Here is a 14,842-nt window from a genome sequence, read left to right on the forward strand (position 1 = left end):
CGTTCGACACTATTACCCCTTGTGCATGCCTGCGAGGGCAATTAGGGCAGGAAGGACTTTGATTTACAAATCGGAACCTTCCTTATGATGCGTATGCGCTTTCTGGTGGCATTGACTGCATTTAGCAGCCTGGTTGCCCCAGCCTTTGCTCAGCCTCAGCCAGAACCGCTTCCTCTCCCTGCCGCCATCCCTGATCCGCAGGACAAACCTTTCCCGGGCGCTCTGACCGTTGCTGTGGATGCGACCGACACGGCCCACCACGTCATGTCCATCCATGAGACAGTACCTGTTCCGAAAGAGGCTGTAGAGAAAGGCGAACTGATCCTTCTGTATCCCATGTGGATCCCGGGCGATCATTCCCCAACGGGCGTCATTGAGCAGCTTGCCAGCCTGAAAATTCAATCGGGTGGCAAGACAATTCCCTGGAAGCGCGACACGGTAAATATCGCTGCGTTTCATATTCCCGTTTCGGCCACGACCCCCACGCTCGACGTCCATTTCCAGCTTCTGTCTCCGGTTACGCCGGGTCAGGGTCGTGTCGTCATGACGCCATCCATCGTTAATGTTCAGTGGGATCAGGTTTCTCTATATCCAGCTGGGTATTTCACGCGGGATATTACGGTCGAGCCAAGCGTTCTGGTGCCGCATGGATGGCAGATTGGCTCCGCTTTGCGCGCCTCTGCCTATGGCGATGAAACCCACTTCAATGCAACGACCTATAATACGCTGGTCGACTCCCCGATTTATGCGGGCCGGTATTTCCGTAAGTTTGATCTGACCGGACCGGATCATGTCCCTGTCGCGCTCAATGTTGTTGCAGACGATGCAGAATCCCTGAATGCAACGCCGCAGCAGATTGAAGCCCATAAGAACCTCGTCAAACAGGCTACGGCTCTGTTCGGCTCCCATCATTATGACCATTACGACTTCCTGCTCGCTCTGACGGAAGAGTTGGGCATGATCGGGCTGGAGCATCATCAATCCAGCGAGAACGCCGCTGCTCCGGGATATTTCACGGAATGGGACAAAACGTTCCCTGAGCGTGATCTGCTCGCGCATGAGTATACGCATTCCTGGAACGGCAAGTATCGTCGCCCGGCTGATATGTGGGCTCCGAACTTCAATGTGCCACAACGCGGGTCTCTACTCTGGGTGTATGAAGGTCAGACCCAGTATTGGGGAAATGTCCTTGCAGCCCGTTCAGGGCTTGTAACGAAGGATCAGGGCTTCGAAGCGCTGGCCTATATGGCAGCAACCTACGAAAACCAGACAGGCCGTCTGTGGCGCCCGCTGGAAGACACCACCAATGATCCCGTTATTGCTCAGCGTGCTCCTCTGTCATGGCGCGACTGGCAGCGTTCGGAGGACTATTATGTGGAAGGTCAGCTTGTCTGGCTCGACGCAGATACGCTGATCCGCAAGCTTTCCAACGGGCAGAAATCTCTGAACGATTTCGCGAAGGCCTTTTTCGGCACGAATAATGGAAGCTTTATCGTCAGCCCCTATCAGTTCGATGAGGTGGCTTCGACCCTGAACAGCATCCAACCCTATGACTGGGCCAAATTCCTGCATGATCGTCTGGACACTATCCGACCGCACGCTCCGCTGGATGGCCTGACAAACGGTGGGTACAAGCTTGTTTACACAGACAAGCCAACATCATTCATCAAAGCATCAGAAGCTGTTCGTCACAGTGTGGATTTGACGTTCTCGCTCGGTATGAGTGTCACACGTGATGGTAAAACAGCACGTGTTCACTGGATGAGCCCTGCATACAAGGCGGGTCTGGCGTCAGGAGAGACAATCCTGGCTGTTAATGACATGGCCTACACAGGGGATCGTTTGCGTCATGCCATCGCGGACGCACAAAAAGACCCGAAACAGCCGATCAGACTTGTCGTGAAATCTGGCGAGCACATCAGCACGATTTCTATCCCATATCATGATGGCCTGCGTTACCCGCGTCTGGATCGCGTGAGTGGCACCCCCGATTATCTGGGAGCAATTTACGCACCACTGTAATGCAAACTGTTGAACAGCCCCGTATTCCTCTAGCGGGGCTGCCAGTTTGTTAGATACGTGTTTAAATGCGTTGGAAAGTTTAATTGATTCAGAACGCGCAATATGGTAGAAGAAAAGAAGATAGCCGACATATGTAACGGCTGTTTCAAGTAAAAATAGCAATAAATTCACGGTGATGGCCTTTTCCTCTTCTGGGGGAAGGGCTTTTTTTGTGTCTCGTCGTTACAGAAAATCTAATTAACAGAGAATTCGATGACGAAAAAAAATCTCCTAATAATTTCATCATTACTAATTCCTCTGCATTCTTTTGCTGCGTCTCCTGCGGCTTACAAAGGAACTGATGGCAGCTACCAGCCGCTTAAAGTGGTGTCAGCCGTGGGAAACAACGAGAAACCTGTCGTTCCGGCATATAAAGGAACAGATAATCAATGGCATGCCACAACAGTGGTCATGATGACATGTGGGTTGGATGATGCAGGTCATCCTGTTCCGTGCCAGGCTCCTACGGGCGTAGAATCCAATGCCGTGGTACTGGACAGTTCAGGGTACATCACGGCACCGGTCAGTGGTTCTATCGACAAGGGTACTGTCGGAGGCACACAGCTTTCAGGTCTTCTGAATACGCTTTCCACAACAATGGATGCCTTTCAGGCGAGCAATCAGAAAGACGTTCCTAACGGGGTGGTCGGGCGCGACGCCGTTGGGAATATTCTTTTTGCACAGCAGCAAAATAATAGCGGACAGACGGAGGCAATTCACTTCCATCCGGGTAATCCCTATATCGCAAATAATGATGTCTTTATCTGGTGTGACACTGCCACTGGCAGCGACGGCCAGGGGCATTGTCATTTCGATAATTTATCATATGGAAATACCTGGGAGTTTAATAACAGAATTTCCACCGGGACGGGAATTTTTGGTGCAGACGTCACGGTTAATGGGCAAAGCGTTGCTGACGCACTTGCAAAGCTGGATCGAACTCTGGAAGTTGGATACGAAGGACAGTCTGTTTATCAGAGCGCGACCACTACTCCTTTTATTACCATGTCCCGCAATCACTGGGATGCAGTAAACCAAAACCCTAATACACTGATGTTGGGTGGATCTACGGCAAATTCTCTTGTGCATCTGAAAGCCTCGTGTGCAAACACCAGCGGTGGAGATGAAGGCGGGTCCTGCTATCAGTTCACGGATATGGGGGGGCCAGAAATCAACAACCGTTCCGGCGCAGGTATTACGGACGGAATTAATATTGATGCCCGGTCCAGCGATGTTTCCCCACTGGATGCCTTGGGAGGAAATACTCTGGCTACAGAAAGTGACGGATCCTATCGTGTTGTAGGAACCTCATACAGCATCGGGACAGATGCTGCTGCCGGCGCCTCAAGCTTTACGCTGGTCGGTGCTCTAGGGTGTGGAGTTCAGGCGGCGAATAGTTTGGCGGGCTGCCAGATTTCAGGCCTCTCGCTGGCAGGAGCATCCGGCACTGTGTCTTCTGAAACTGCAAAAATTACGCAGGCGGCTTATAACCCTTCGACCAACCTTACAACAGTCACTCTGCCATCCGGGTACACGTTGGCCTCCGCAGTTGCAGCCAACACAGGTGTAACGGCCCAGTATCTGGCATCTGACGGAATTGCTCATGCCATAAGGTTCCTTGGGGCGAACGAAGTGTCTGTGTATCCAGCGCTTAATACGCTTGAAATGAATTTGTTTCAAAATCGTATGGCTATTTGGACAAATTACGCAAAAGGAATGAATAGCACGGAAGGGGGGTACAATCCTGATGCTACGAATGTGGATCTCCCGAACTACTATCTGGCCTATTTTTCTGGTTGGGATGCGGCGAACACTGATAGTGCGCACAGCACATTTTTCGTAGAGAGCGGATACTATCCAGGGACATCGTCCGCCCAGCCAGGCTGGTGCACTGTTGGTGAATGGGGTGCCGCTGCTACCGCAGCTCCAGGGCAAAATAGTGGAGACCAGATAGACAATCAGATTACTTATACCCACCCTGCTACCGGACAGGAAACCCACACTAGCCAGTATCATAATTATAGCCAGCCCACGCTTTTTCTGGGCATGAACAACAAGAATTTCAACAACTACAACCTTCAGTATCGCGTCGGAAAAACCGATAGCGTTACCCGTTCCTTCGATAATGAGTGGGACTTCTGGGCAAACCAGGATCATCCAGGCGAAGTGTCCATGAAGGGGCTCACCCTTGCCTATAATGGCACCTCGGGACCCTTGGCTAATGACAGCTATATGCTGAGACTGTCAGGGGCCAATACTCTTGGTATCGGTCTTTGGGTAGGTGGCGTTATTCCAGGAGGCGAAACGATCAAGTCAGATAGTGGGTTCTTTGACGTCCGCAATCAGGCCAACATGTCTGCAGACGTTAATGCAACACAGCCAATCTCTATGATGGGTAATGGTGTTGTAAATGGGAAATACACAGAACTTTCGTTCTATGGTTCGCAGGATGGATCATCAGGAAACGGCTCCTTGCATCTTGGTGCGCTGGAAAGCAGTAACCCCAGTCTCCAGTACAACGCTGCTCCTCTTTGCGATGGAACGGCTTATATGCTGGATTCTGGAATCAGTGCCTCACAATGTGTGCAGGCTGGCCAGATCGTATTTGATCCTAGTGGGTATACCGGCGGTGTCGCTCTTGCTGTTGGCCAGGGCAGCAATACCAAGCTGGGACTTGTGACGGAATCTGATGGTACTGCGCGTGCCCCGGCCGGGCTTAGAGTTGGTGCAGGGAACGCTCCCAGCTTTTCTCAGGTAGACTCTCAGACGATCAGTCTGACCAATCAGGCAGGAGATACCAATGGGTTTCTGCGCCTTGCTGGTATCGTAACAACCGGGGTCAGCACGTTTGGTGGAGATACTGTTACGGCGACCACGGCAACAGCCAAGGCCTTCAGGGAAACGCTTTCAACACCATCATCCTCAACGGCGGATTGCACGCCTGGCGACTTCACAGATGACGCAAACTATCATTATGTCTGTGTTGCTTCGAATAGCTGGAAGCGCGTTGAACTTCAGAGCTGGTAACTGATTAACACCCCCTTTGCAGGGGATAAGGAAAATTGGGCTGTATTGTCATGCCTAATTTTTTATTGGCCAGTCATTGTGTGTGAGCAGATAGTCCCTGTCTGCCATACACAATGCTGAGCTCCCGTCGGTTAAACGGAAGCAATTCCAAAAGCGAGTTCCATGGAAATGGATGTTCTGAGGAATGCAGGAATTCCAATCCAGATTTCGCCCTTATGGTTCTGCGGACGCAGGAAATAGAAGTGGCGCATATTGCCTTCATCTTCCTGCATGATCAGCGGCCATGCAAAATTGGACCGCCCATCAGACCGCCTGACATTATGCATGAGTTGTTCATGGGCGTGTTCAAAAGGCCGGCGCAACGAAAGACGGAACACCTGAGCTTTTTCTCCTGCCAAGGGAGAAAGAAACAGAATAGCCCGTGTATCTCCCCACTCGTGCCGTCCAAAACCTTCGCCTTCTCGGCTCACCTGAAGAGAAAGGGTCGTATTGGAAGGCTCTTCTGCAACGACGGCTTCATATTGCAGACCATCGTGCATGGGGTCTGCGGAGAGAACCCACGCAGATGAGATTCCATCCTCCTGCATAGGGGTGCCCGGAAATGCGGGAGATACCTTTGTTTTTTCGCCCTGTGGAAGCAGAGAAGAGTAAATCCACTGAACGCGGCCCCACCGTGCATCGGAGCGCCAAAGGCGTGTCAAAGGCGTATAAACTTCATTTTTACGAACGGCATCAGAAAAGCTCTGGGTCAAAACACGGTTCAGAAACCGGTCATGATAAGCCTCCGGGGTCTCTTCATTGGAGAGTGTTTCCAGAAGAGCTCGGCTCCATGCGTGAGAAAGTGCGGCCGTTGGCGTGGAATCAGGATCCCGACTGAACCACTTGACCTGACACATATGAATAGGAAGTTTTCTCACAAATTCGAGAAGTTCCGGGAAGGCTACCTCTCGAATTGGCTCCCAAAGCATGTGGCAGATATTTGTAAATCTTCCCGAACCGAAGCTTCGGAAAAAAGTAACTGGCAAGAATTCTTCTAATGCAAGTGTCTTTTGGGTTGGATTTAAAAAGTATTCATCACATCTTTTTAAGATATTAATGCGTTCGTATAATGTGCCCCATTCTTCACTAGGGGCGAAAAGACCTTCAATCTGGTTAATGGACATGAAGAGAACATCCGCTTCCTTAATCAGATATTCTCTAAAATTTTCGGCTTCCTGAAGGTTGTCCCATACCCAGGCTTCTCCACGGGGAACGTCGTCTAGGGGAACGTCTATTAAATAGTGACGCGTCATGCCGACGGGCGCCTCGTCTTTTAATTCCAGACGTCGGACAGCTGCCGTGAAATCGAACGGGCGTACAAATAACCCGTTTGACGCGCAGGTGCAGAAATAATCAATTTTCCCCAGCGTGCGCAGTGCTTCGCCATAAGATTCCATATGGCCCAGCAAGAGGGTGCCACCCCATTTCTTGCGTTCAATGACACCATTAAAAACGTGGACACGTGGATTTGGTGTTAGAAGGTCAGTTGGTATCTGGCGTGATTTTGGAAAATTGATAAATATATGACAATTTTCAGAAGTAAAATTCAGAAAATTATAGATATAAACCGGTAGGAATCTGTCTTCTTCGTTGTAGTTGGTCGCGAATACTACGACCCCTTCAGGAGAAGATAAAAGCGTTTCAGGTGTGTTGGTAGACAGGGTTGCTCGACATGGCTCCCCATAAACGCGGACACTTTTCAGATGGAGATGGTCCCAGTTATCCAGTCGAACTCTTACGAAGCGTCCGATAACGGGCTCTGGAAACACGACCTTGTAAGCAGTGTCGTCGTTGTCACCGAAAACGCTGTGATCCGTTTTCGAAAAGACGTCTTTCCAGGTCTGGCCGTCTTGTGAGACCAGAATTGAAAACATGCGGGCCCGGCCCGGCCAGAAAGATGAATTGTACAACACTACATTTGAAATGATGCAGAGTTCTTCGAGATCAACCTGCCACCAGGGAAACCACTCTGCAGCCGTTTGGAAATGAGCATCAGAGCGATCTGGCCGATTTGCATTGGCAGCATCAACGGTCAGTGGCAGCAGAATATCTGGATGCTTGGAACTCTGGGTAGCTGGTTTGCCGAGCGCGAGGTCAATCATATCAGTGTCAGATCTCAGACGGATAAGCTGCGGTTGGTGCGATAGTCCGGGCCTACTGAGAGGCCGACTTCTACTGTGGCGTTGCAGTGAATAGGAAGACCAAGCCAGACCTGCCCCTCTGCTCCGCGCGCTTTGCGCACAAAATAACGTTTTTCAACATCATCAAAATGCTCAATACGATCGGCGTAATCGACCGTGTAACCGTGTTCATCATGAAAAACGGTTCGAGCCAGCGCATCATGTGGAAAACATTTCCCACGAGGGATGGAGAGACAAAAGACAGTGTCTCCCTGCAGGCCGGAAAGATAGAGATAGCCTTGCAGATGCACCCCTGAAACGGGCGCGCCGTCTTCTGTCAACGCGCTGCAGGATAGCCGTAAAATGGTTTCGGCCTCTGCAGTTTCCCGTACATTCAAGGCCACAGAGATACGTTGGTTTGTGGCTTCCATGAACAGATATGCTGGAGCCACCCGGGAAGGGGACCGCTCAGGGATATCCAATTCAATATGCTGGCGGTTGCATATCAGATCCCTGACGGACCAGTTAAAGCCCTTTTTCCCTTGTGCATCGGTCGGCCACCAACGGTTTGTCAGTGGTCCGAAATGTTCTGCTTCATACGCTTTTGCAAGCAGGGTTTTGGCAAGGGTAACTTTCTGGAACTGTTCGATATCACTGTGTTGGCTTTGACCCATTTCCAGAAGGCTGCGGCCCCAAGGTGTTGTCACCGCAACAGTGGATTGGGCAATCCGGGAGCGGTCAAACCACTTCAGTGCACAGAAATGATCCGGCATAGTGGGGACCATTTCCAGAAGGTCTGAAACCGTTGTCTGGCGGGTGCCTGACCAGAGAACACGACAGATATGCGTGTATTGGCCCGTTCCAAATCGATCGAAAATGGACGTTGGAAGCACTTCCTCGATAGCCATATAGTTTTCGAAGGAAATGAAGTCTTCCAGCCCTTCAATCAGGCTTTTGCGTGCATGGAGCTGGTCCCAGTCCTGCCTGCGCGCGAAAAGACCTTCGATCTGCGTCGCAGAGACCTTTTCTACGGCCAGTTTCTCCCGGAGATAATTTCCCAAACCGGTAGAGTTGCGAAAATGATGCCACATCCATGTCCCATGGTATGTCGGCTCCAGCACATCTACATCGAGATCTCTCTCATAGGCCCGCTCGCAGGCGACAGGAACACGACAGGCCAGCGGAAGCTGCTCGATTGCGGCGGCAACGTCCATTTTTCGGACCATGAGCCCATTGGAGGCCATGGTGGCGAAATAATCAAAATTGGGAAAAGCGGTTTGTGCTTCTTCAAAGGCTTCCAGATGCCCCAGAAGAAGCGTGTGCCCCCATTTCTCACGACGGATTTTCCCGTTGAAAACATGTACACGGGGGCTGATCGTCTTGATGTGGGGAGGAATTGCACGTTCAGAAGGAAAATTTAGCGCTACACAGACATTCTCAGGGGTGTAGGCCAGAAAATTGTCAATGTATTGTTCAAGGAACTCATCGCTTTCGTTGAAAAGCGTTGAAAGTACGACCTGTGAGTTTGCGGCAGTTTTTTTATAGCCGCGTAATGCCTCTTCAACTGTTTGTTCATGCCCTGTGAAAGCAGAAGTCTCAAAAACAGCTTTTTTAAAACTCAGGACGCCGAACGCATCATACCGAAGGCGGATGTGGCGAGCAGAAAATACCTGCTGAAAAGAGACTGAGGTTATTGCGCGAGTGTCAGGCTCGTAGAGAGGTTGTGTCCAGACAGGAAGCCAGTTTTGTCCGTCGTCTGAAATAAGAACCGTCATGAGAGGAGGCTGGTCCGTGCCTTCCAGAAAGCCTTCAAGCCTTATGCCTTCAACGCGAACGGGCTCTTTGAGGCTGATCTGCCACCAAGGAAACCATTCGCGCTGAGAGGAAAATTCTTCGTTTACCTGTGGAGAGGTCTGTGAGCTCGAAAGAATGCTGAATCCGGTAGTGATATTGCCCACGAAACTTGCTCCACCTTACCAAACGTCAGTACACGCGCCTGAAAGCATTATGCCTATTTTGACTATTCTTAAAGCGTCCAGCCAAAATAGGAAGAGGAGATCAGGGGGTAGAGACAGTTTTGATCTGCGTCTCCACATTCACGCTGCCATCAATCAATTTATCAACTGTATTGGGCAGAATGGCTGAAACAACGCAGTCTCCGGTCTCTAAAGAGACTGGCAATGTCTGTATGCCATTAGCCTGCTTCATTACTGAATCAATCCCGTTACCATCCAGAACAATATCGAGTATTTTCTGTGCTGTGGGCTTTAGCGCACGAGAAGGATTGGGTTCAGTGCCATTGCCGCTATGGTCATTCCACATAAACTTGTTTTCCGAATGGTGAGGAAAGGCTTGGTTACAGCTGCCCCGGCGGTAAACAGAGACAATTTCCCGAATGCTCCAGCGACCCGATTTTACAGGGGCTCCGGAAAATCCACTGGATGATGTGGCTGAGACGTTTCCGTAAACATCCAGGAGGAGCCCGGGGTGTAAGGGGCCCTTTTCTGAAACGGGAAGAACAGTATAGGCGTTGAGAACTGGGCCGCGTGCGGTGCTGGGCGTAACCACGAACTCTGCATCCAGTCCGTTGACGCTGTAAGACGGCCATTTTGGGGGCTGCGTGTCGTAAAGCAACGAGAGATTGCTGGTCATTGTATAAGGACGATTGGCAAAATCTGTTCCGTCAAAGCTCATGAACAGGCACCCGCCGGGTGGTAGGCGCATTGGAAGACCGGTGGGTAGTTTGATGGCCACAGGGATTGTCACGGTTCCTGGACCCGACTGTTTAACAATCAGCCCCGCCAGCCCCTGGCTTGGGAAACTGGAGAAAATTTCAGAATAGCTACCAATCTTCTGGCCAGATAACGGGCATACTGACCGTGTTGTATACGCCAGCCCAAAGAGCGTTTCTGACCAAACCGGCTTATGTGTTGTCTTGTCCGGGCTCGTGGTTGTGGAAAGTGTTCCAATCAGCCCGCGAAAGTTTGCGGGTGCGGGAAGGTTGGCGGGTAACTGGAACGAAAAAAGATTCTTGACCTGGAATGACGGGGTACTTTTCGTCAGTGTTGCCTTGAGCGGAAGAATTGATAGTTCTTCAGCACGGCTGGTGGGAAAGCAGGCAAAACTGCTGCCTGCAATCATGACTGCCGCAAAGAGTCTACCTGCCTTCAATACCGTTTTCCCACCTTTGATAGAGTAGCTGGACGTTCTCTGGTGTCAGTTCAGCGTCTCATGTCATAGTCTCTCTCGCAATAGACAATTGCGGTCACGACAGGGAGACGTTCTGTGTCCAGGTACTTATTAACCGATGCGTTACCTGCACGGCTATCACGCCGGTCTCTCATGGTTTCTACGGCGGCCGCTCTGTTTGGGTATTCTGCTCGTGCGTTGGGGAAAACGGGGCATTCCCCCCCAGCCTATCTTCTGATGTCTGATCCTTTCAGACCGCAATCCCATCTGCTACCACCTCATGGCTGGATGAACGATCCCTGTGGACCCGTCTTTGCAAATGGCACCTACCACCTTTTCTATCAGTGGAATCCTGATGCTGCCGTATGGGGTAATATGCATTGGGGACATGCGACCAGCCGTGATCTGGTGAGGTGGGAGAATCAGGTCGTTGCTTTGTCGCCACAGCCTGATGGTCCGGATTCAAGCGGTGTCTTCACAGGAGATGTCGTGCTGGATGGACAGCAGGCAATCGCTGTTTACACCGGTCTGAAGACAGGGCGGGCGCCGGATCAGGTTCAATGTATCGCTACATCTGATCTCACCATGACGCACTGGCGTCAGGAAGCTCATCCCGTACTGCCAGTTGGGCCGCCTGGATTGAAGATCCGTGGCTTTCGAGACCCGAAAATCTGGCGTGAAGGCGATACCTGGGTCATGCTTGTTGGAAGCAGCATTGAGAACCAGGGGGGCGTCATCTTACGCTATGAAGGCCGTGATCTTCGAGACTGGTCTTATAAAGGAATTTTTTACGGCCCATCGGATTTGCGGGGGGGGGATGATGCGCTGGAGTGTCCGGATTTCTTTCGTGTGGGCGCCCGACATGCTCTGATGTTTTCCATTAACTGGGTCGTGCATGTTGCAACGGGTGACTATGTGAATGGGAATTTTCACCCCTTAACGCTGGATGCGCTAGGCTACGGTAATTTCTACGCAGCTCGCAGTATGCTTGATGCTCAAGGGCGGCGTACGCTCTTTGGTTGGATTACTGAAAAGCCCTGGCAGGCAGGCGCTGCCGCGGATCGTGGTTGGAGCGGCGTCATGTCTTTTCCTCGGCTGCTTGTCGCCGGGCCAGATGGAAAGGTCCGTTCTCATCTTCATCCCTCGGTTGAGGCACTTCACGGTGAGATTCTGTTCTCCGGATCTCTCAAGGAACCTGTAACGCTTCCAGGGCCATGTGTTCGGATACGTGTCAGATTCGATGCGAGCTCAGCGGGCGAATTGGTCTTCAGTCGAACTGATCGTTTTCTGCACCTTGACTACAATCCGCAGAAAACCGGAGCGGAAGTGTCCTGCAATGAAGATACAGTTCCGTTATCCAGTTCACGCACGGCAGAGCTAGATATTTATGTGGATGCATCGGTCATCGAAATTTTCACATCTGATGGCTCTGCCCTTAATACAAGGGCTTATGGCGATCCGGGCGGCCCTTTTACGCTAAAAAACTCCGGATGTTTTCAAAATGCCGATTATGAAATCTGTCTCTTGAAGCCTGTATCAGGCAATCGGCTTACTGGTATTCTCTAGAAACCCAAGATAAAAGTGAAACTCAAATCCTCGGAGGCTGTGCTGAACTATGAAGCGTCTAGTTGTTGATCTTGATGATACTCTTACGAAAAACAACCCTGACCTCTCTTACAGTGATAAAGAGCCCAATCTTCCCCTGATCGAGAAGCTTCGGGAGTACAAGTCTGAGGGTTTCGAAATTCTGATCCAGACAGCGCGTAACATGCGCACCTATCAGGGGGCTGTTGGTAAGATCAACGCCAATACACTGCCTATCATCATCGAATGGCTGAAAAAGCATGACGTACCGTACGATGAGATTTATGTTGGCAAGCCGTGGTGTGGGACGGAAGGGTTCTATATTGATGACCGTGCCGTGCGCCCGTCCGAATTTCTCTCTTTGTCGCTTGAAGAGATCAATACGCTGATTGAGACGCACAAATGAGTGCCCCCTCCTCCATTGGTCTGATCACATCAGGCGCCTTCGTCGATCAAGAACTGGTTGCGGAGTTCGGCCTTTTACCCCCTTCATTTCTGCCGCTGGGCGTAGGCCGTCTGTATGACATGCAGATAGACTGTCTTCGGAAAAACTTCACCGAGACATTCCCTCTGTACATGACGGTTCCCGAGAGTTTTGACGTTCCGGCCTACGATACTCAGCGTCTGAATGAAAAGGGAGTTACCCTTCTTCCCGTTCCAGATGACATGCAACTCGGCGAAGCGATTGTTTACGCCATCAATGTGATCAACGCCTACAATACAGGCGTCCGCATTTTGCACGGTGACACCGTTCTGAGCCAGATCCCAACCCAGCTGGACGTGATTGCCAGTCACGCGGAAGGGGATGACTATTCGTGGGCTGCGATCAAACATAGCGACAATGTTATCGTCAGTCTGCAAACGTTTGAGGCCACAAGCGAGCAGAATACCGAAAATCCCGTTGCCTGCGGCTATTTCGCATTCTCCAATGGTGCAGAGCTTGTTCGCTCCATCAGCCAGGTGCGCGGTCGTTTCATTGACGGCATAAACAACTACTTGCAGCGCCGTCCTATGAAGATGGAGGAAATTCAGGACTGGTATGACTTTGGTCATATCCAGACTTATTTCCGCTCTCGTCGGCTCGTAACGACAGCGCGCGCGTTCAACTCCCTTCAGATTACCCGCAATACGGTTCGTAAGCTTTCGGCTGACACCTTCAAGATGAAAGCTGAAGCTGAATGGTTTGAGAGTGTTCCACCAAAGGTACAGCCCTACGCGGCGAGATTGCTGGACAAGGGGGACCAAGGGCAAAGGGCCTTCTATTCAACTGAATACCAGTACGCGCCGAATCTGTCGGAACTCTATGTTTTCTCTGCAATCGGCCGTGTCTCCTGGAAGAAGATCCTAACCTCCTGCGCAGAATTTCTGGAAATCTGTGCAGCGACACCTGGGGACAAGCCGAGAGACGATTACTCGCGGCAGCTTATGGGCAGCAAGACGGTCGAACGGCTGGAGCGGTTCGCTAAGGAAACCGGCTTCGATATAGAGCATGAACTGGTTTACAAGGGACGGAAGATGCCGTCTCTCTTAGAAATCAGCCGCCAGCTGGAAACGATGGTATCGTTTGATCCTGCGGCTTCATCTACCATGATGCATGGCGATTTCTGCTTCAGCAATATCCTTTACAACTCCAGAAACAGTCGTATCTCTGTCATTGATCCCCGTGGGTATGTCTTCAGCGAAAAACGCGAAATCTACGGTGATTGCCGATATGATATCGCAAAATATTCCCACTCAGTTGACGGGCTGTATGACTTCATTCTTGCCGGTCGGTATGACCTGAAGCAGGATGGACTTTACAATTTCGACCTGAATTTCGATACGTCCTCTCATCGTCAGTGGCTGCAAAGCGCGTTCTCTGAAATGAGCATTGCTGGTATTTCTGTTTCCAGCGCAGAAATTCGAGCAATCACGACGTCCCTGTTCATTTCCATGCTGCCTTTGCATTCCGACAGACCAGATCGACAAAAGGCGTTCATCGCCAATGCCTTGCGTCTGTATTCGACTCTTGAAGGAAAAATCTGATGATCGTCATCCCGATGGCTGGTCTATCCAGCCGTTTTACAAAAGCCGGGTATACCAAGCCGAAGTATATGCTGCCCCTGGCTGGGAAAAGCGTGTTTGCGCATTCCATCGAGAGCTTTTCAGCCTATTTCGAGACGATGCCATTCATCTTCATCGCTCGGACTGTGGCAGATACAGAAGCTTTCATCAGGGAAGAAACAGCCAAGCTTGGCATCAAGGATGTGCGTATCATCATTCTTGATCATGAAACGGCTGGGCAGGCTGAGACAGTTGAATTTGGCGTTAGGAAAGCCGGGCTGGATTTGGAAACGCCACTGACAATCTTCAACATTGATACATTTCGCAAGGACTTCCGGTTTCCGGATGCACCATGGTTCAAGACATCTGACGGGTATCTGGAAGTTTTCAAAGGCGAAGGGGCCAACTGGTCTTACGTTGGACCTGAAGAAAACAGCAATGAGCCCCTAGCAGCCAGAACAACCGAAAAGCAGCCTATTTCAGATCTGTGCTGTGATGGGCTTTATCACTTTGCTCGCGCTAGCGATTTTCTGAATGCTCTCGTGCAGGAGCGTCTGACGCCTTCCTCTCCGGAGCTCTATGTCGCACCGCTTTATAATCACCTGATCAACGAAGGGCGCAAGATCCACTACGATCTCGTGCCTCAGGACGTGATTACGTTCTGTGGTGTCCCTGCCGAATACACAGCTCTTCTGGATGCTGTGAAGGACTGAACGATTTCCCCTCTGTGGCGTACCCTAGAGGTACGCCACAGAAGATCGTCATATCAAAAACGACCT

At 50.9% G+C, this 14,842-nt stretch carries 9 protein-coding genes; 6 read left to right on the plus strand and 3 right to left on the minus strand.

The features are described from left to right. Positions 1-84 precede the first annotated feature (84 nt). Together ABF979_RS02535 and ABF979_RS02540 are read left to right on the plus strand one after the other, a co-directional pair. Entirely contained in the window at positions 85-2,022 is a 1,938-nt protein-coding gene (locus tag ABF979_RS02535; protein WP_415557590.1) for a M61 family metallopeptidase, read from the plus strand. Between the two features lie 252 nt (positions 2,023-2,274). Beyond that, positions 2,275-5,088, plus strand: a complete 2,814-nt coding sequence (locus ABF979_RS02540; RefSeq protein ID WP_415557591.1) for a hypothetical protein — start codon at positions 2,275-2,277, stop codon at positions 5,086-5,088. 131 nt (positions 5,089-5,219) lie between these two features. On the opposite strand, the gene ABF979_RS02545 is transcribed toward ABF979_RS02540, so the two are convergent. The 3 genes from ABF979_RS02545 to ABF979_RS02555 all read right to left on the minus strand — a co-directional run bounded on the left by ABF979_RS02545 (position 5,220) and on the right by ABF979_RS02555 (position 10,418). Continuing rightward, positions 5,220-7,229 carry a discoidin domain-containing protein gene (locus tag ABF979_RS02545; protein WP_415557592.1) on the minus strand — a complete coding sequence of 670 codons (2,010 nt, stop codon included), beginning with the start codon at positions 7,227-7,229 and terminating at the stop codon, positions 5,220-5,222. A 14-nt stretch (positions 7,230-7,243) separates the two neighbouring features. Then, positions 7,244-9,205: a discoidin domain-containing protein gene (locus ABF979_RS02550; protein WP_202206922.1), complete on the minus strand. Its 1,962-nt coding sequence runs from the start codon at positions 9,203-9,205 to the stop codon at positions 7,244-7,246. 100 nt (positions 9,206-9,305) lie between these two features. Then, the gene (locus tag ABF979_RS02555) at positions 9,306-10,418 is read right to left on the minus strand and encodes a hypothetical protein (protein WP_415557593.1); all 1,113 of its coding nucleotides are present in this window, start codon (positions 10,416-10,418) and stop codon (positions 9,306-9,308) included. Between the two features lie 114 nt (positions 10,419-10,532). Here ABF979_RS02555 and ABF979_RS02560 point away from each other — a divergent pair, with 114 nt between their 5' ends. The 4 genes from ABF979_RS02560 to ABF979_RS02575 are packed head-to-tail and all read left to right on the plus strand — an operon-like array spanning position 10,533 to position 14,776. Beyond that, entirely contained in the window at positions 10,533-12,002 is a 1,470-nt protein-coding gene (locus ABF979_RS02560; protein ID WP_415557594.1) for a glycoside hydrolase family 32 protein, read from the plus strand. 49 nt (positions 12,003-12,051) lie between these two features. After that, on the plus strand, positions 12,052-12,426 hold the full coding sequence (locus ABF979_RS02565) for a capsular biosynthesis protein (RefSeq protein WP_202206925.1): 375 nt from the start codon (positions 12,052-12,054) through the stop codon (positions 12,424-12,426). Further along, positions 12,423-14,045 (plus strand): capsular biosynthesis protein, encoded by a 1,623-nt coding sequence (locus tag ABF979_RS02570; protein WP_415557595.1) that lies wholly within the window; start codon positions 12,423-12,425, stop codon positions 14,043-14,045. The genes ABF979_RS02565 and ABF979_RS02570 overlap by 4 nt, the downstream gene beginning before the upstream one ends. Then, positions 14,045-14,776, plus strand: a complete 732-nt coding sequence (locus tag ABF979_RS02575) for a glycosyltransferase family 2 protein (RefSeq protein ID WP_415557596.1) — start codon at positions 14,045-14,047, stop codon at positions 14,774-14,776. Before ABF979_RS02570 ends, ABF979_RS02575 begins: the two co-directional genes overlap by 1 nt. The last annotated feature ends 66 nt before the right edge of the window (positions 14,777-14,842 follow it).

It is taken from the genome of Gluconobacter sp. (assembly GCF_047723935.1).
Classification (GTDB): Bacteria; Pseudomonadota; Alphaproteobacteria; order Acetobacterales; family Acetobacteraceae; genus Gluconobacter.